Origin of the sequence: Streptomyces sp. NPDC059853, assembly GCF_042731495.1 — a bacterium.
In the GTDB taxonomy this organism is placed as follows: Bacteria; Actinomycetota; Actinomycetes; order Streptomycetales; family Streptomycetaceae; genus Streptomyces.
Window position 1 is genome coordinate 13,314 of the sequence record NZ_JBHWJL010000039.1, and the last position, 15,423, is coordinate 28,736.

The following is a 15,423-nucleotide window of genomic DNA, read 5'->3' on the forward strand; positions in this document are numbered from 1 at the left end:
CCCCGTTCGGTAGCCCCCGGCTACGGCGTTAAGCCCGACCGAGCTTACGGGTACCGGGCCCGGCCGACCGATATGGGGCGCCGGATCGGGGGCGGAAACGCCATTCGCTACACATTCGTGACGGCCCGGTTGCCTGATGGTGCACCACCACCCCTTGACAACAGCCGCTATGGCTGGGTGGGCATCCGATGTTAGGGGCTGGTGTGCTCACCACGTCTCTTCGCGGTAGCCCTGGTCCTTGTTGTACCGCAGGTTGATGGAGACGCTCATTCCGGTGAATTGATCCCGTGAGAGCTTGCGCAGAGGATGTAGGCCTCCACGTAATTCATCCATATTGCGGACTTCGATGGTCCCCGCAATGAGCTTACTGGGGAACATCGGAATACGGTGACGCCTAAGGGGTGTTCATCTCCTCGACGACACAAGCTTCTGGAGGATACTCAGAGGCACGCTCTTTCGCAAACGAAGTGATGAGATCGGCGAGGGGCTCGCGATAGTCCCCCTCCTCATTCAGCCAGTCGAGGCGGATGGACAGGTAGATGCCGCTGTAGCCCCGATCGGATCGAGAACAATCGACGTGGGTCGCCGCAAAATCTGTCCAGACCTTTGTCTCCCAGCCGCTATCGCTTTCGACTTCTTCCGATTCATCGAGGCCACGTGTCACAGCATCGTGGTACCCAGCCAGCCCGAGCCCGTCCTCGGAGGGCACCGAGTGGAGGGTCAGAGCGGCACTGCCGTCTACCTGAAGGAAGCAGTTTCCCACAGGGCTTGTGTAACCGTCAGATCGTTCCCTGCTCCGGTCGTTGATGACTATCGAGTCTCCGGGCGGGAGAACGGTTGCATAGAGCTCTTGGTTGACTTTTGTGCCGCATAGGGATGAGGGGAGGGCGTAGTTCGTTGTGGGCTCTCCAGGTGCATCCGTGGATGAGCAACTAGAAATCAGTGCCGTCGAACCGGCGAACAGGGCAAATGCTTTGATCTTGTTCATCTTTGATCTCTTCCCGTGCATCAACTCGCCGCATGCTTTCTGATGGTTCCGTGATCAAAGGCGTCCATGGCTGCGACCTCAATGTCTTCGATGAGGTTGTCATAGTCGACCGAATCCGTTATTCCAGCGCTTTCGAGAGCGGCGGTCGCTGCGGCAGCGGCCGAATCTCCCGTGGCCACACGTGAAGTATTGTAGGTTTTTGCGGCCTGATCTGCGGACGTGATCGAATTATCCATGTAGAACTTGTCGAAGAGCGCGTCAGTCATGCTTCCCTGGACGGCGTCCGTCATGGAGGCCATACCGCCGTTCGAGATCGACCCGTAGACGGCTCCTCCCATGAAGAATTCGACGGCCTGCTGGACGTTGCCGATTGATGCGTTGTGCTCCGCATCGGTGGCCAGCTGCTCCTCGTACCGTGCGTCTGCATACGCGCCAGTCATTATCCCAGCGATATGGCTCGTCCTGTTTGCCGTGCGTGTTGCCTCCTTGGCGATTTCATCAACGTCTTCCGAATTGGCTGTGACGATTGCATCCATTTCGGAATATAGGAGGGCCTGGTTTGCGACGGAAATATTCCGATAGGAGTCGGGATCTTTTCCAACTTCCCAAAGGAGCGAGCTCGAGTGGACTCTGTCAAACATTGCTTCACGCGGCTGGCTGTCCTTTTCGGAAACTCCGTAGGCGGCATACGAAACATCTGCGATATAGTCGGCGGCGACAGTCCCCAGTGCAGGGCGCAGGTCCGGTGTGAATACATCGCCCCTGGAGCGGGCAGGATCCTCGGCGTAGGCGTTCCATAGCTGTTCGGCTATGCGAATATTCGCGTCGGAATGGCCCTCGTAACCTGGCCACGCTGTTCCGCCGGAGGGGCGTCCGGTGGTGGCGGTTTCCAGGGCCGAGTTCAGTCCGGGTGCGGAATTGTAAGTGTGATCGCCGAAGAGGTGCGGTAGCCTGCTGAAGACGAGCTTTCGACTTTCTTCGGAATCGCCCGTAAAGTATTCGAGGTTATCGTTCTCCGCCGGATCGAAGAACAGTGTGGTCGCATCAACGTTGTTCTGCGCGCCCAGGCCGAGCAGGCGGTCGGTGCCGTTATTCCTGGGGTCCCATCCATTCTCCGTCTCGGGGTATCGGTCGCCGACCCAGACTGCGGGGTTCCCTTTTTCCGCGGCGACCATGCCGTCGAGCATGTCGTAGTAGAAGACGTCATTCATGGGCTTATCGGCGCTCTCCATGAGATCCAGGAAGAGGTCGTAGCCCGTCTTCTCCTCGGTGCTGCGGCCGGCCCACCATGAGTGCCGCTCCTGAGTCTTCGGGCCCAGCGCGTTGAGTTCTTCGAGTCGTTCCGCGTAAGCCTGACCTTCAGGCGTCACCAGCCAGGAGTTGTAGGCGGCAGAGCCTGGCGAGTGGGTGGAGACGTCGATAGAGGGCTGCATGACGGTGTTGAGGGTGTTGCCCATCCCGGCCTTGATGGCTGCGACATCGACGTTCGCGGAGGCGAGCTCGGACCCGGAGCGATCGAGGTCCTGGACGAGGGCCAGGTAGTTGTCCAGGCCGATGGTGTCGACGACGTAGTGTGCGAACTCCGGGTTGTCCGCGTGGAGGGCGAAGTAGTCGCCCAGCATGCGCCAGTCCGCTGCTGTCTTGTTTTCTTTGCCGGCCAGGAAGGTGACGGCTTCGGCGTCCTGCTGGACCTGGTTCTCGCGGGCGTCGTCGATGCCGGTCAGGTCGGTGTGGACGAACCTGCCGTTTCCTTCCGCCAGGAGGTCCGTCAGCGCACGGGCCGCGATGGTGTCCGATTCCCCGGCCTTCTCGATGATCTCGTTGATCCGGGTCTGCGCATGCCACATCGCTTGCTGTGTCTCCGGGGGGACACTCTCCGGGTCCGGCTCCCCGATACCGCCCGTACCGACACCGGCGTTCAGCTGACTCAGCCGCAGATGAGGCGGCTGGGCGCTGGAGATCACCCCTTCCGGGGAGATCCGGAAGCCTTCCGCCTCGGAGTTCGTTTCCAGGCGGATCAGGCCGTCCTGACAGCCTCGCAGATCGGTCAGGAGGTCACGGAGAATGCTGTGCAGGGCCTCGGCCTGGGTGTGGGCGTCGGTGAATTTGCCGGCCGTCCGGTGGATGTACGCCTTGGAGACCGTGGCGTTGAGGCCCGTCCACAGGGAGCCGTGGGCCATGCCGTTCATGGCTGCGGCGTCCTGTTCCATCTCGCCGAGTTTCGCCGTCAGGGTGGCCAGCGAGGTGACGGTGCTGTCCAGCGGGCCGAGGTCGGCGTTGCGGACGCTCGCGTAGGTGACGTTCGCGCCCTGGGGGAACGGGTTGACGGTGGAGAAGAGGGAGTCGGCGCCGGCGCCGGGCCAGTGGGGCATCAGGCCTTCCCCCAGTCGATCACCGTGGGCGGCAGATCCTGCTGCGGGGCGTCCGGGACTCCTGCGAGGCCGACGATGCGGTCGTAGCCGGAGAGCGGCTGCTGGATCTGCTGGAGGGTTGCCTGGATGGTGAACTCCCCCTCCGCATGCGCGGTGACCGTGCCCTCCAGGTGGCCGGAGATGCGGGCGCAGTCGTTCTGGAGGTCCTGGACCTGGCGGGACCAGCCCTCGGCCAGGAGGGTCAGGGAGCGGCCGGTGGCGAAGCCGTGGGCGGAGAGGGCTTCGGCGGCGGCGCGTTCGTCCGGTTCGGCCAGGCGGCCGTGTTCGGCGAGGTCGTCGTGGAGGTCCCGGGCCGCGGTCGCGATGGGGTCCAGTTCTTCCGAGCTGACGTACAGGTCCGGCTGATCGGCCATGGCCTGGCGGTCCTCCCCCGTGCCGGTGTCATGTATCCGATGAGCAAGCCTAACAATGCGGTGGGTGACCGGAGTGGGGGGCTTGTAGGGTTTTCGGCATGGGTGCTGATGTGACCGTTCGGGCTGCTGGGGCTGATGAGGTGGCCGCCGTGCTGGCGTTCTGGGAGCGGGCGGCCGAGGGGGTCAGCATCAGTGACGACCCGGCCGGGGTGACGCGGCTGGTCGAGCGGGATCCGGGGGCGCTGCTGGTGGCCGAGCGGGACGGGGCGCTCGTGGGGACGGTGATCGCCGGGTTCGACGGGTGGCGGTGTCATCTGTACCGGCTGGCCGTCGCGCCCGAGGCGCGGCGGCAGGGGGTGGGCACGGCGCTGCTCGCCGCCGCCGAGGAGCGGTTCGCCGCGCTGGGTGGGCGGCGGGCCGACGCCATGGTGCTGCGGCGCAATGTCACCGCTCATCGGGCCTGGGAGGCCGGGGGGTACGGGCCCCAGGAGGCGTGGGTGCGGTGGGTCAAGCCGCTGAGCTGAGGGCGAGTGGGAGGCCGAAGAGCGGGAACCAGCGCTTCACTTCGAGGAACGCGTTGATCGCTGTGACCTTTCCGTCGCGGGTCTCGATGATCTGGAGCGCCCAGGGTTCGCCGCCGGGGCGGTACTGGCCGAAGGCCGCGGAGCCGTTGGCGCGGGTGGGGATCAGGCGGGAGCCGCGGCAGCCGGCGCCGTGGCCGGTGAGCCAGGCGCGGATGTGGCCGGTGCCGCGCAGCCACAGGTCGAAGGGCGGCATGGACAGCGTCGCCTCCTCGTGGAGGAGGGCGGTCAGGGCGTCCAGGTCGTATGCCTCGAAGGCTTCCAGGTAGCGGGCCAGCAGGTTCTCGTCGTCGGGGGTGAGCCGGCGCGGGGTGGTGTGGGGCAGGCCGGCCAGGGTGGCGCGGGCGCGTTGCAGGGCGCTGTTGACCGAGGGGACGGTGGTCCCGAGCAGTTCGGCGACCTCGCTCGCCCGCCAGCTGAGGACCTCGCGCAGGATCAGCACGGCGCGCTGGCGCGGTGGCAGGTGCTGGAGGGCGGCGACGAAGGCGAGCCGGACGGACTCCCTGACCTCGGCGAGGTCGGCCGGGTCGAGGAGGGCGTCGGGGACGGGCTCGACCCAGGTGGTCTCGGCGAGCGGCGCGCCCGGCGGGTGGTCGGGGCTGCCGGGGGCGGTGAGGTCCATGGGGCGGGCGCGGCGTTTGCGGTTCTCCAGCATGGTCAGGCAGACGTTGGTGGCGATCCGGTACAGCCAGGAGCGCAGCGCGCTGCGGCCCTCGAAGCGGTCCAGGCCGCGCCAGGCGCGGATCATCGTCTCCTGGACAGCGTCCTCCGCCTCGAAGGCCGATCCCAGCATCCGGTAGCAGTAGCCGGTCAGCTGCCCGCGGTACGGCTCCAGTACGTCTTCCGTCATGGGCGTCACGGTAGGGGGAGGGTCTGACAGTCGCGGAGTTATCCACAGGGGTGGACGGCGGCTGTGGTGACGGTGTGTGATCGTGTCGTGACGTCGTTCGATGCGGTGTGGGAGGAGTTGGGGGTTCGTCATGGCGGGGTGCTGTTCGTGGAGGAGATGGTGCGGGCCGGGGTGCCGGCCGGGACGGTACGGGGGGTGCTGCGGCGCCGCCGGTGGCAGCGGGTGGGGGTGGGGGCGTACGCGGAGCCGGGGTGCGAGGTGAGTTACTGGATGCGGCTGTACGCGGTGCAGCGGCGCCGGCCCGATGTGGTCGCCAGTCATCGGTCGGCCGCAGCGCTGCTGGGGTTCGATGTGCTGCGGCACGCGCTGGAGGTGACCAGGGCCGGGGGCGGCGGTGCGCTGAGCGGGATGCGGGTGCACCGGGCGCCGCTGGCCGCCGGGGACATCGTGGAGGTGGACCGGGGGGTGCGGGTGACCGGGCCCGCCCGGACGGTGGCCGATGTGCTGCGGGCGCCGCTGGGGGACGAGGGGGTGGTGGTCGCCGATTGCGCGCTGCGGCGCCGGGCGGTGACGCCCGGGCAGGTGCGGGAGGCGTTGCAGGGGTTGCGGGGACGGCGGCGGGGGCTGGCGGCGCTCGGGCGGGCGCGGGGCGCGTCGGGGTCGCCGGCCGAGACCGTGGCGCGGCTGCGGATGGCGGAGGCGGGGCTGGAGCCGGAGTGCCAGGTGCCGCTCGGCGGGGATACGGGTCGACTTCTTCTTCGCCGGCCGGGGGTTGGTGGTGGAGGTGGAGGGGCACCGGTGGCACGGCGGCGCCCCCGCGCACCAGCGGGACACCGTGCGGTTCAACCGGCTGATGTCCCTGCCCGGTGTGCGGGGCATCCTGCGGTTCACCGCGCAGGATGTGTTCCGGCGGCCCCGGTGGATGGTGCGGACCATCCGGGGGGCGCTGGTCAGGGAGCCAGACGATCGGCCAGGTCCTCCGCTTCCTCGCGGGTGAAGGAGCCGGAGATCTCGACCTGGTCGCCCTCGATGCGGGCGGTGACGGCCGGGGCGGTGAGGAGTTGGCCGTCGAGCACCATCGCCAGCTGGTTCTGCGGCATCGGCCGGGCCGACACCGTCTCGGTCAGGTCGGCGAACCGGGCGCCGTCCTCGGGGGTGAAGGTGAGCCCGACGATCCAGGTGCCCGACGGGCCGTAGGTCGCGGTGGCCTCCAGCAGGGCGTCCACCCGCATGGTGTCGGTCGCGGTGTCCAGGACGAGGCAGGAGGAGGTCGCGGGATTGAACACGGCGGTGCCGCCGGATTGTTCGGCGGCGGGGCAGTCCTGGCCCTCCAGGGCGCTGTCCACCGCGTGGATGTACAGCGGGCTGTCGAGGCCGCCGCCGCTGCCGCCGCCCGTGCCGTTCTCCTCCTGTTTGCCGCTCGCCGACTGGTAGGCGAGGAAGCCGAGCAGCGATCCGACGATGACCAGGGCGCCGATCAGCAGGAAGGGGCCGGGAGAACGGTCGGGTTTGCCCGCAGTTGGTGGTCCCTGCCAGGGTGGCGGCGGGGGATATCCGGTGCCTCCTGCTATGCCACTCATCCCTGTCCCCTCTTCAGCGCTGTCCGTGCGGCATAAAGTTAGCGTCAGCGGCGCCCTTTCCGCTGGCAGACAGCAGAACGGCTAACGTACCCGGGGCGGCGAACAGTTCGGTGTGCCAGGGGGTGCAGAAGATGCAGGGCCGGGTTCTCGACGACCGGTACCAGATCGGGCCGCTGCTGGGAGCGGGTGGCATGGGCACCGTCTGGGAAGCGCTGGACATGCGCCTGGAGCGGCAGGTCGCCATCAAGGTGGTGAACACCTCGGCGGTCGGCCGCGATCCGCAGGCGGGTCAGCGCTTCGCCCGCGAGGCCAAACTGCTGGCCGGGCTCTCCAGTCCGTACATCGTGACCGTCCACGACGTCGGCGAGGCCGAGTTCGACGGCAACACCGTGCTCTATCTGGTCATGGAGCGGCTGCCGGGCCGCTCGCTCGACCAGGTGCTGGCCGAGGAGATCCCGCCGCTGGGCGAGGTCGGCCGGTGGGGCGAGAAGATCTGCCGCGCGCTGGCCGTCGCGCACGACGCCGGCGTGGTGCACCGCGACCTCAAGCCCGGCAACGTCATGGTCGAGTCCGACGGCCTGGCCCGGGTGCTCGACTTCGGCATCGCCGCCGTGCTCGCCGAGTCCACCGACCATGCCCGGCTCACCTCCACCGGCGTCGTCATCGGCACCCCCGCGTACATGTCGCCCGAGCAGGTCGAGGGCGGCACCGTGGACGCGCGCAGCGACCTGTACGCGTTCGGCTGCGTGCTGTACGCCCTGGCCACCGGCCGCCCCCCGTTCCACGGCGCCTCGCTCTACCAGTTGCTGCGCCAGCAGATGGAGACCGATCCGCCGCCCCCCAGCGAACTGCGCCCCGAGCTGCCCCCGGAGTGGGACGAGCTGATCATGACGCTGCTCGCCAAGGACCCGGACGAGCGGCCCGGCAGCGCGGCGGAGGTCGCCGAACGGCTGCGGGAGCTGGCGATCCTGGCGGTGGACCTGCCGGCCGAGCCGGTGGAGGAGGCGCTGGTGTACCAGCCGACCCGGGTGGACCCCCGGGCGGTGCTGCTCTCCAGCTGCCCGCGCCCCGGCGGCGGCCGGCTGCCGCTGGCGACCGGGCAGCGGCTGCTGCTGGGGGACGTGCTGCCCGGCGCGGACACCTTCACCATCGGTCTGGACTGGCAGGACCCGGAGGACGTCGATCCGGAGGAGGTGCCCGAGGTGGACGCCAGCGCGCTGATCCTGGACGAGGACGGGCGGGTGCTGTCCGACCGGCACTTCATCTTCTACAACAACCTCGACCCGGGCGACGAGAGCGTCCAGCTGGCCGGCGAGGAGCCCGGCGAGGGCGAGGAGGAGGGCACCCGGGAGGCGCGGATCACCGTCCGGCTGCCGGAGCTGGACGAGCGGGCCGCCACCGTACGGTTCGCGCTGTCCGTCCACGACGCCCAGGCGCGCGGGCACGATCTGTCGGACGCGCGGGCGCTGCACATCCGGCTGCTCGATCCGGCCGGCGACACCGAGCTGCTGTGCTACGGCTTCCCGGTCGGCCCGGTGCACTGCACGGGGCTGACGCTGGGGGAACTGACGCTGGAGGAGGACGGCTGGGGCTTCCACGCCATCAGCCGGGGGTACGCGGGCGGCCTCGGGGAGATCGCCGAGACGCACGGCGTCAATGTCGGGGGCGGCGACGGCGAGGAGGCCGGGGAGGACGGGGAGTCCGAGGACGCGGAGTCACTTCAGGAAGCGTGAGGTGCGCCGGTCGGCCAGCGGTTTGCCGCCGGTCTGGCAGGTGGGGCAGTACTGGAGCGAGGAGTCCCGGTAGGACACCTCGCGGATGGTGTCCCCGCACACCGGGCACGGTTCGCCGGTGCGGCCGTGGACACGCAGGCCGCTCTTCTTCTCGGCTTTGAGCTTGCCGGCCGCGATGCCCCGGGAGCGGGCGACGGCGTCGTCGAGAGTGGTGCGGATCGCCTGGTGGAGGGCGGCGGTCTCGGTTTCGGTGAGGTTCCCCGCGGGCTTGAAGGGTGACATGCGCGCGACATGCAGGATCTCGTCGGAGTAGGCGTTGCCGATCCCGGCGATGGCCGACTGGTCGCGCAGGACGCCCTTGAGCTGCCGCCGTTCCCCGCCGAGGACGGCGGCCAGCGCCTCGGTGGTGAAGCCGGCGTCCAGCGGGTCGGGGCCGAGCCGGGCGATGCCGGGCACCTCGGCGGGGTCGCGGACCACGTACACCGCCAGCCGCTTCTGGGTGCCGGCCTCGGTCAGGTCGAAGCCGGCGCCCGGCGGCCCCTCCCCGGGGGAGGAGTCCGGGGGAGGATCGGCCAGGGTGACGCGCAGCGCGAGCGGGCCCTTGCCGGGACGGGGAGGAGTGGCCGGCAGTTTCTCCTGCCAGCGCAGCCAGCCGGCCCGGGCCAGGTGGGTGATCAGATGGAGGCGGTCGCCGGGGCCGCCCCCGAGGTCCAGGTCCAGGAACTTGCCGTGCCGGCGCACCGCCTCCACCGTGCGGCCGGTGACGGCGGACAGCGGCGGGTCGTACGTCTTCAGCACATGGAAGGCCACCGGCAGCGCGCCGGCCACCTCGCGGCCGACGAGGTGGCCGGTGAGGAAGTCGCGCAGGGCCTCGACCTCGGGGAGTTCCGGCATATGTTCAGCATATATGTCCGGGTTGTGCGCCGAAGGGCTCCGCCGAAGGGCTCCACCGAAGGGCTCAGCGCTTGCGGACCACCGTCACCCCGTCCCGCACCGGCAGCAGCACACTCTCCACCCGCTCATCGGCGGTGATCGCGTCGTTCAGCTCCCGGATCACCAGATCCGGCTCCTCGCCCGCCGCCGGATCCAGCACCCGGCCCTCGCGCAGCACGTTGTCCAGCACGATCACCCCGCCCGGCCGCAGCCGGGTCAGCAGCTCCTCGTAGTACACCGGGTAGCCCACCTTGTCCGCGTCGATGAACGCGAAGTCCAGATACTCCTCGCGCGGCAGCGCCCGCAGCGTCTCGGCGGCCGGCGCGATCCGCAGCTCGATGCGGTCGGCGACCCCCGCCCGCTCCCAGTACCGGCGGGCCGTCCCCGTCCACTCCTCGCTCACGTCGCACGCCAGCAGCCGCCCGCCCGGCGCGAGCCCCCGGGCGATGCAGATCGAGGAGTACCCGGTGAAGGTGCCCACCTCCACCGCGTGCAGGGTGCCCGTCAGCTTCACCAGCAGCGTCAGCAGCGTGCCCTGGTCGTGGCTGATCTGCATCCGGGCGTTGTCCGGCAGCAGCCGGCGGGTCTCCGCCGCGAGATCGCGCAGCACCTCGTCTGCCGGGGTGGCGTGGTCGAGCAGATAGTCGTTGAGCGCGGGATGGACGATGTCGAAGCTCATGATGTGACTGTAGTCACCCCTCAGCCGGGGTGGCCCGGGGGCGGACCGGTCAGCCCGCGCCGGTCCCACACCGTACGGCGCCGCCGCGGGCCCCGGTCCCCGCGCCGCAGCCAGAACGCCGAGGCCACCCCGCCCAGCAGCCCGAACAGATGACCCTGCCAGGACACCCCGGTCTCGGTCGGCAGCACGCCCCACAGCAGCGAGCCGTACAGCAGGAACACGGTGAGTCCCACCGTGATGTCCACGGCGTTGCGTTCCACGAAGCCGCGCGCCAGCAGATAGCCGAACAGCCCGAACACCACCCCCGAGGCCCCGGCCGTGATCGAGCCGCCCGAGGCCGTCAGCCACACGCCCAGACCCGAGACCGTGATGATCACGAACGACACGGCGAGGAACCGCCCGATGCCGCGCAGTGCCGCCAGGAACCCGAAGATCACCAGCGGCCAGCTGTTCGCCGCCAGATGGTCGAAGCCGAAGTGCAGGAACGCCGCCGGGTAGATGTCCAGCAGAGTGCCGGTGTCGCGCGGCTCGATGCCGTACTCGCACACCAGCGGCGGGTCGTAGTCGTACGGCAGGCAGTACGGATCGCTGCCGTCGGCGGCGGCGAGTCCCCACAGCACCGCCAGCCACACCAGCATCAGTGCGCCGGCCGCCAGCGCGCGGCGGCCACGGGATCCTCCGATCGGCACGGTCTGCCCCTCCCAGCTGTTCCGGCTGCTGCGGTCCTGCGTCCTGCTTCCCCCGTACCCGCGTCCTCTTACCGCGTCTGTCCGGGGGCGGGCCGGGTCATGGCTGGAGCGGACCGGGAATGTTGGCCCGCTCCGGGTTCTCCTCGCGCGCGTCCCGCTGCGTGCGCAGATACATCAGCGCCACGGTCAGGTCCTGCGGGGTCAGCACGTCCCGGTTCTCCGGCGGCGCGGTCAGGCTGATCGCCGACCCGCCGGTGAGCGTCATCCGCAGCGGCAGCTCGCCCGCGCCCGCGCCCCCGAACTGGCCCAGGTCGAAGGCGACCTCCGACAGCACCCCGTTGCGGATCGCCAGCCGGGCCGTCACCTGCTCGTCCGGGTCGGCCGGCGGATGGAACACCGGCGGCAGCCCGAACCGCGCGCCCTGCTCGGTCAGCAGCGTCAGCAGCGGCGACAGCGCCCGCTGCGCCTGCCCGGCCGGCAGCCGCACCTCCACCAGCTCCGCGCCCCGCTCCTGCCCGGCGCGCTCCAGCGTGGCCCCCGAGCGCAGCGCCGCGCCCAGATCGGCGGCGAACCGCCACTGCCCGGCCGGGTCCAGGGTGTTGCCGCCCTCCGACATGGCCGCCGCGAACACCTGCGCCTGCTCCGCGCCGAGCCCGGTGTGCTCGCTGACGGCGCGGGCGTACTCGTCGTACTGGTACGGATCGATCTCCACCCACGCGCCGCGCAGCGCGTCCCGCGCCACCCGCAGGGAGTCGGGGAGCGCCCCGGCGTCGCGGACGAAGTGCGCGGCCTCGGCGTTGGCGGCCTCGTCGCCCTGGTAGACGTCGCGGACGACGGTGTCGACGGAGACCCGCACGAAGGTCCTGCCCAGTATGTTCTTGACGCCGACCGCGTCCAGACCGCCGAAGTTGAGGGCGACGGCCCCGGCCAGCGGGTCGGCGTTCTTGCGGTCCTTCAGCCGGATCTCGCGGTCCGGGTCGCCGACGACCGCCAGCAGCTCCAGGTCGGCCAGCAGCCGCGCGTCGTCCATCGACGGCTCGGGGCCGCCGTCCCGCGCCGCCAGCGTCAGCAGGTAGTCGTACATCTCATCGGGGGTGGCGTCCAGCGTCGCCTGGAGCGACAGGCCCTCCCACGACAGCAGCTGGTCGACGGCGCCGCTGACGCTGAACCCGGTCTGGGCCTGCTGGATCAGCGAGCAGCCACTGGTGCCGATGGCGAGCGCGGCGACCCCGCCGAGGGCGGCCAGCCGGCGCAGTACGGTGCGGCGCGGGGTATCGATGTCGGGCTCCTGGGGCGTACGGGTGGGGGGACGGTGGTGCGGTCCGTGCGGTTCCAGTGTCCATGGGCGTGGTGGCGGCCGGGCCCTGGGGCACGGCTCTGTGGCGAAGGCGTCACCGTCCGGTAAGGGGACTGTTAGCTCCGCACGGCCGGTTGGTTACGCTCGGGGGCATGCCGAGCAGTGACGGGCCGCCGGGCCGCCGCCCCTGGATCGTGGGGGTGTCGGGGGCCTCCGGCACCCCGTACGCCGCCGCCGTGCTGCGGGCGCTGCTCGCCGCCGGGGAGCCGGTCGACCTTGTCGTCAGCCGGGCGGCGCGGCTCACTCTTCTGGATGAGACCGGCGGGCCGTTCCGCGACGCCCACTGGCGGCAGGACCTGGAGCGCTGGCTGCGCCGGGGCGCGGACGGGACGCCGGACGCCTTCGCGGTGGACACCGGCGGCGTACGGTACTGGCCGGCCGGTGACCTGGGCGCGGGCCCGTCCTCCGGCTCGTACCCGGCGCGCGGGATGCTGATCGTGCCCGCCTCGACGGCCGCCGTGGCGGGGGTGGCGCTCGGGCTGTCCAAGGACCTGCTCCAGCGGGCCGCGTCGGTGACGCTGAAGGAGCGCAGGCCGCTGGTGGTCGCGGTGCGGGAGTCGCCGCTGACCGGCCCGACGCTGCGCCATCTGGTCGCGCTGGACGAGGCGGGCGCGGTGGTGGCCCCGGCCTCGCCCGCGTTCTACGCCGGTGCGCGCGATCTCCAGCAGCTGGTGGACTTCGTGGCGGGGCGGGTGCTGGACGCGGCCGGGGTGGCCCATGCGCTGTACCGCCGTTGGAATGGCGAGCTGGGGGCCGCCGCCCGCACGGGTGGGCACAGTTAAGGCCACAGGGCGCTCATGCCTTAGATTCATCCGTGCACATCGACCGGACCGGGCAATGAGAAAGGCTTCGTGACGATGGACGCGGTGGACAGACAGCTCATCCAGGCCCTGCGCGAGAACGGGCGGGCCTCGTACGCGGAGCTGGGGCGTCTGGTGGGTCTGTCGGGGCCGAGCGTGACCGACCGGATCAACCGCCTGGAGGCGGCGGGTGTCATCACCGGCTACCGGGCGACGGTGGACGCGCGGTCGCTGGGCCTGGGGGTGACGGCGCTCATCGGGATCCAGCTGTCCGACGCGGTGGACCACGAGGACGTCGCGGGCCGCCTCAAGGACCTGGCCGAGATCGAGGACTGCTGGTTCATCGCGGGCGACGACTCGTTCATGGTGAAGGTGCGCGCCTCCGACGTGGACGGCCTGGAGCGCACCATCCGGCGGCTGTCCGGTACCCAGGGCGTCTCCCGCACCCGCACCACGATCGTGTTGTCCACGAAGTGGGAGAACCGGGTCGGGGAGCTGCCTGTCGGTGGCCAGGCGTAGGGTCGTCACGAGTGTCGAGGCGAGGAGGCGCGAGGATGGACGCGGGACTCAAGCGGGACCTTGAGGAGAAGGTACGCGCCGGGGAAAGGCTCTCCCGCGAGGACGGGATCGCCCTGTACGAGACGGACGATCTCGCGTGGCTGGGCGAGCTGGCGCACGAGGTCCGCACCCGGAAGAACGGCGACGTCGTCCACTTCAACGTCAACCGCCACCTCAACATGACGAATGTGTGCACGGCGTCGTGCGCGTACTGCTCCTTCCAGCGCAAGCCGGGGGAGAAGGACGCGTACACCATGCGCATCGAGGAGGCCGTGCGGCTGGCCAAGGCCATGGAGGGCGAAGGGCTCACCGAGCTGCACATCGTCAACGGCCTGCACCCGTCGCTGCCGTGGCGGTACTACCCGCGGTCGCTGCGGGCGCTGAAGGAGGTCCTGCCGGACACGGTCTCGCTCAAGGCGTTCACCGCCACCGAGATCCACCACTTCGAGTCGATCTCCGGGCTCTCCGCCTCCGAGATCCTCGACGAACTGATCGACGCCGGCCTTGAGTCGCTGACCGGCGGCGGCGCGGAGATCTTCGACTGGGAGGTCCGGCAGCACATCGTGGACCACCGCACCCACTGGGAGGACTGGTCGCGCATCCACCGGCTGGCGCACGAGAAGGGCCTCAAGACCCCGTGCACCATGCTGTACGGGCACATCGAGGAGCGCAGGCACCGGGTGGACCACGTGCTGCGGCTGCGCGAACTCCAGGACGAGACCGGCGGTTTCCAGGTCTTCATCCCGCTGCGTTACCAGCACGACTTCGTGGACATGAAGGACGGCAAGATCCGCAACCGGCTCCAGGCCAGGACCACCATGGCCACCGGCGCGGAGGCGCTGCGCACCTTCGCCGTGTCCCGGCTGCTGTTCGACAACGTGCCGCACGTGAAGGTGTTCTGGGTGATGCACGGGGTGCAGACCGCCCAGCTGGCGCTCCAGCACGGCGCGGACGACATGGACGGCTCGGTCGTGGAGTACAAGATCACCCATGACGCGGACAACTTCGGCACCCCGGACAAGCTGACCCGCGAGGATCTGCTGGAGCTGATCCGGGACGCCGGGTTCCGGCCGGTGGAGCGCAACACCCGCTACGAGATCGTGCGCGAGTACGACGGCCCGGACACCGGCCGGCGCGAGTCGCCGCAGCCGATGCGGGTGTGACGCCGGTGCGCTGGGTGCTCGACCCGGAGATCACCCCGCGGCTGCGGGAGGAACTGGCCGGGCTGTGGGCCGAGGTCGTGGACGCGGGCGGGGCCGTCGGGTTCCCGCCCGGCACCGGCCCGGCCGGGGTGCTGCCGGAGCTGGACCGGCACCTGGCGGGCATCGAGGCCGGCACCACCCGGCTGCTGCTGGGTGTGGACGGGGACGGCGCCCCGGCGGCCACGGCGTTCATCGTGCACACCGGGCACGCGCTGATGGGCCACTGGGTGTGGCTCAAGACGGTGATGGTGCGCCCGTCCGCGCAGGGGGCCGGGGCCGGGCGGGAGCTGATGGCCGAGGCGGAGCGGGCGATACGCGGCTTCGGCGGCATCCGCGCGATCCGGCTCACCTGCCGGGGCGGCATGGGGCTCGAACGGTTCTACGCCGCGTGCGGCTACAAGGAGGTCGGCCGGGTCCCGGACGCGATCGCGGTCGGCGGCGGCGAGCTGCGCGACGACGTCATGATGTGGCGCCCGCTGGACTGAACGCCCGGGTGGGGCGGGCGGCTGCGGGCGACCGTTCGGGATGTGTTTGACTGGGACGACCGAAGACGCCGGAATGAGGAAAAGGGTCCCCGCCGTGAGCAGCAGCACCAAGAGCGCGACGCTTCGCTATACGGGTCTGCGGCTGGCGATCTTCGCCGGCTGTTTCGCGGTGGTCGCCGTCCTCGCGTACATCGGTGTGATCC

The 15,423-nt window shown here is 70.2% G+C and carries 15 protein-coding genes; 6 read left to right on the forward strand and 9 right to left on the reverse strand.

What is annotated here, in order from left to right; translation table 11 throughout:
- Nucleotides 1-394: 394 nt before the first annotated feature.
- From ACFV5N_RS06935 to ACFV5N_RS06945, 3 genes are read right to left on the reverse strand one after another with little or no spacing between them, the layout of a single operon-like run.
- The gene (locus ACFV5N_RS06935) at nt 395-988 is read right to left on the reverse strand and encodes a hypothetical protein (RefSeq protein WP_158687251.1); all 594 of its coding nucleotides are present in this window, start codon (nt 986-988) and stop codon (nt 395-397) included.
- 20 nt (nt 989-1,008) lie between these two features.
- On the reverse strand, nt 1,009-3,360 hold the full coding sequence (locus ACFV5N_RS06940; protein WP_019435726.1) for a hypothetical protein: 2,352 nt from the start codon (nt 3,358-3,360) through the stop codon (nt 1,009-1,011).
- Nucleotides 3,360-3,773, reverse strand: coding sequence for a hypothetical protein (locus ACFV5N_RS06945; RefSeq protein WP_385595117.1), 414 nt, complete (start codon nt 3,771-3,773; stop codon nt 3,360-3,362). Before ACFV5N_RS06945 ends, ACFV5N_RS06940 begins: the two co-directional genes overlap by 1 nt.
- 98 nt (nt 3,774-3,871) lie before the next feature.
- Between ACFV5N_RS06945 and ACFV5N_RS06950 the strand changes: the two genes are divergently transcribed.
- Nucleotides 3,872-4,297, forward strand: a complete 426-nt coding sequence (locus ACFV5N_RS06950; protein ID WP_381188525.1) for a GNAT family N-acetyltransferase — start codon at nt 3,872-3,874, stop codon at nt 4,295-4,297.
- Here ACFV5N_RS06950 and ACFV5N_RS06955 read toward each other — a convergent pair.
- Nucleotides 4,281-5,204, reverse strand: coding sequence for a sigma-70 family RNA polymerase sigma factor (locus tag ACFV5N_RS06955; RefSeq protein ID WP_381188523.1), 924 nt, complete (start codon nt 5,202-5,204; stop codon nt 4,281-4,283). The genes ACFV5N_RS06950 and ACFV5N_RS06955 overlap by 17 nt on opposite strands.
- 950 nt (nt 5,205-6,154) lie before the next feature.
- A complete protein-coding gene (locus ACFV5N_RS06960) occupies nt 6,155-6,784 on the reverse strand; it encodes a hypothetical protein (RefSeq protein WP_093844445.1) in 630 nt (209 codons plus the stop codon).
- A gap of 131 nt (nt 6,785-6,915) precedes the next feature.
- Between ACFV5N_RS06960 and ACFV5N_RS06965 the strand changes: the two genes are divergently transcribed.
- Complete coding sequence (locus ACFV5N_RS06965; protein ID WP_247483074.1) at nt 6,916-8,517, forward strand: TerD family protein; 1,602 nt, start codon at nt 6,916-6,918, stop codon at nt 8,515-8,517.
- Here ACFV5N_RS06965 and ACFV5N_RS06970 read toward each other — a convergent pair.
- From ACFV5N_RS06970 to ACFV5N_RS06985, 4 genes are all read right to left on the reverse strand, one after another.
- Nucleotides 8,500-9,411, reverse strand: coding sequence for an Fpg/Nei family DNA glycosylase (locus ACFV5N_RS06970; protein WP_093844446.1), 912 nt, complete (start codon nt 9,409-9,411; stop codon nt 8,500-8,502). The genes ACFV5N_RS06965 and ACFV5N_RS06970 overlap by 18 nt on opposite strands.
- A gap of 64 nt (nt 9,412-9,475) precedes the next feature.
- Nucleotides 9,476-10,129, reverse strand: coding sequence for an O-methyltransferase (locus ACFV5N_RS06975; RefSeq protein ID WP_385595122.1), 654 nt, complete (start codon nt 10,127-10,129; stop codon nt 9,476-9,478).
- Nucleotides 10,130-10,149: 20 nt separating this feature from the next.
- Nucleotides 10,150-10,767, reverse strand: coding sequence for a rhomboid family intramembrane serine protease (locus ACFV5N_RS06980; RefSeq protein ID WP_385595133.1), 618 nt, complete (start codon nt 10,765-10,767; stop codon nt 10,150-10,152).
- Between the two features lie 148 nt (nt 10,768-10,915).
- Nucleotides 10,916-11,902 (reverse strand): hypothetical protein, encoded by a 987-nt coding sequence (locus ACFV5N_RS06985; RefSeq protein ID WP_385595125.1) that lies wholly within the window; start codon nt 11,900-11,902, stop codon nt 10,916-10,918.
- A 365-nt stretch (nt 11,903-12,267) separates the two neighbouring features.
- Between ACFV5N_RS06985 and ACFV5N_RS06990 the strand changes: the two genes are divergently transcribed.
- The 4 genes from ACFV5N_RS06990 to ACFV5N_RS07005 all read left to right on the forward strand — a co-directional run bounded on the left by ACFV5N_RS06990 (nt 12,268) and on the right by ACFV5N_RS07005 (nt 15,220).
- Nucleotides 12,268-12,957 carry a UbiX family flavin prenyltransferase gene (locus ACFV5N_RS06990; RefSeq protein ID WP_385595127.1) on the forward strand — a complete coding sequence of 230 codons (690 nt, stop codon included), beginning with the start codon at nt 12,268-12,270 and terminating at the stop codon, nt 12,955-12,957.
- A gap of 75 nt (nt 12,958-13,032) precedes the next feature.
- The gene (locus tag ACFV5N_RS06995; RefSeq protein WP_019435737.1) at nt 13,033-13,494 is read left to right on the forward strand and encodes an Lrp/AsnC family transcriptional regulator; all 462 of its coding nucleotides are present in this window, start codon (nt 13,033-13,035) and stop codon (nt 13,492-13,494) included.
- Between the two features lie 35 nt (nt 13,495-13,529).
- Nucleotides 13,530-14,696 carry an aminofutalosine synthase MqnE gene (gene mqnE / locus ACFV5N_RS07000; protein WP_385595129.1) on the forward strand — a complete coding sequence of 389 codons (1,167 nt, stop codon included), beginning with the start codon at nt 13,530-13,532 and terminating at the stop codon, nt 14,694-14,696.
- Nucleotides 14,693-15,220: a GNAT family N-acetyltransferase gene (locus ACFV5N_RS07005; RefSeq protein WP_385595131.1), complete on the forward strand. Its 528-nt coding sequence runs from the start codon at nt 14,693-14,695 to the stop codon at nt 15,218-15,220. The genes mqnE and ACFV5N_RS07005 overlap by 4 nt, the downstream gene beginning before the upstream one ends.
- Nucleotides 15,221-15,423 lie beyond the last annotated feature (203 nt).

Bases quoted from the DNA above. Each gene is read 5' to 3' on its own strand.
- ACFV5N_RS06975 (WP_385595122.1), bottom strand. From the start codon at position 10,129: ATGAGCTTCGACATCGTCCATCCCGCGCTCAACGACTATCTGCTCGAC.
- ACFV5N_RS06995 (WP_019435737.1), top strand. From the start codon at position 13,033: ATGGACGCGGTGGACAGACAGCTCATCCAGGCCCTGCGCGAGAACGGG.
- ACFV5N_RS06970 (WP_093844446.1), bottom strand. From the start codon at position 9,411: ATGCCGGAACTCCCCGAGGTCGAGGCCCTGCGCGACTTCCTCACCGGC.
- ACFV5N_RS06990 (WP_385595127.1), top strand. From the start codon at position 12,268: ATGCCGAGCAGTGACGGGCCGCCGGGCCGCCGCCCCTGGATCGTGGGG.
- ACFV5N_RS06945 (WP_385595117.1), bottom strand. From the start codon at position 3,773: ATGGCCGATCAGCCGGACCTGTACGTCAGCTCGGAAGAACTGGACCCC.
- ACFV5N_RS06965 (WP_247483074.1), top strand. From the start codon at position 6,916: ATGCAGGGCCGGGTTCTCGACGACCGGTACCAGATCGGGCCGCTGCTG.
- ACFV5N_RS06955 (WP_381188523.1), bottom strand. From the start codon at position 5,204: ATGACGGAAGACGTACTGGAGCCGTACCGCGGGCAGCTGACCGGCTAC.
- ACFV5N_RS06980 (WP_385595133.1), bottom strand. From the start codon at position 10,767: ATGCTGGTGTGGCTGGCGGTGCTGTGGGGACTCGCCGCCGCCGACGGC.
- ACFV5N_RS06935 (WP_158687251.1), bottom strand. From the start codon at position 988: ATGAACAAGATCAAAGCATTTGCCCTGTTCGCCGGTTCGACGGCACTG.
- ACFV5N_RS06950 (WP_381188525.1), top strand. From the start codon at position 3,872: ATGGGTGCTGATGTGACCGTTCGGGCTGCTGGGGCTGATGAGGTGGCC.
- ACFV5N_RS06940 (WP_019435726.1), bottom strand. From the start codon at position 3,360: ATGCCCCACTGGCCCGGCGCCGGCGCCGACTCCCTCTTCTCCACCGTC.
- ACFV5N_RS06985 (WP_385595125.1), bottom strand. From the start codon at position 11,902: ATGTACGACTACCTGCTGACGCTGGCGGCGCGGGACGGCGGCCCCGAG.
- mqnE (WP_385595129.1), top strand. From the start codon at position 13,530: ATGGACGCGGGACTCAAGCGGGACCTTGAGGAGAAGGTACGCGCCGGG.
- ACFV5N_RS06960 (WP_093844445.1), bottom strand. From the start codon at position 6,784: ATGAGTGGCATAGCAGGAGGCACCGGATATCCCCCGCCGCCACCCTGG.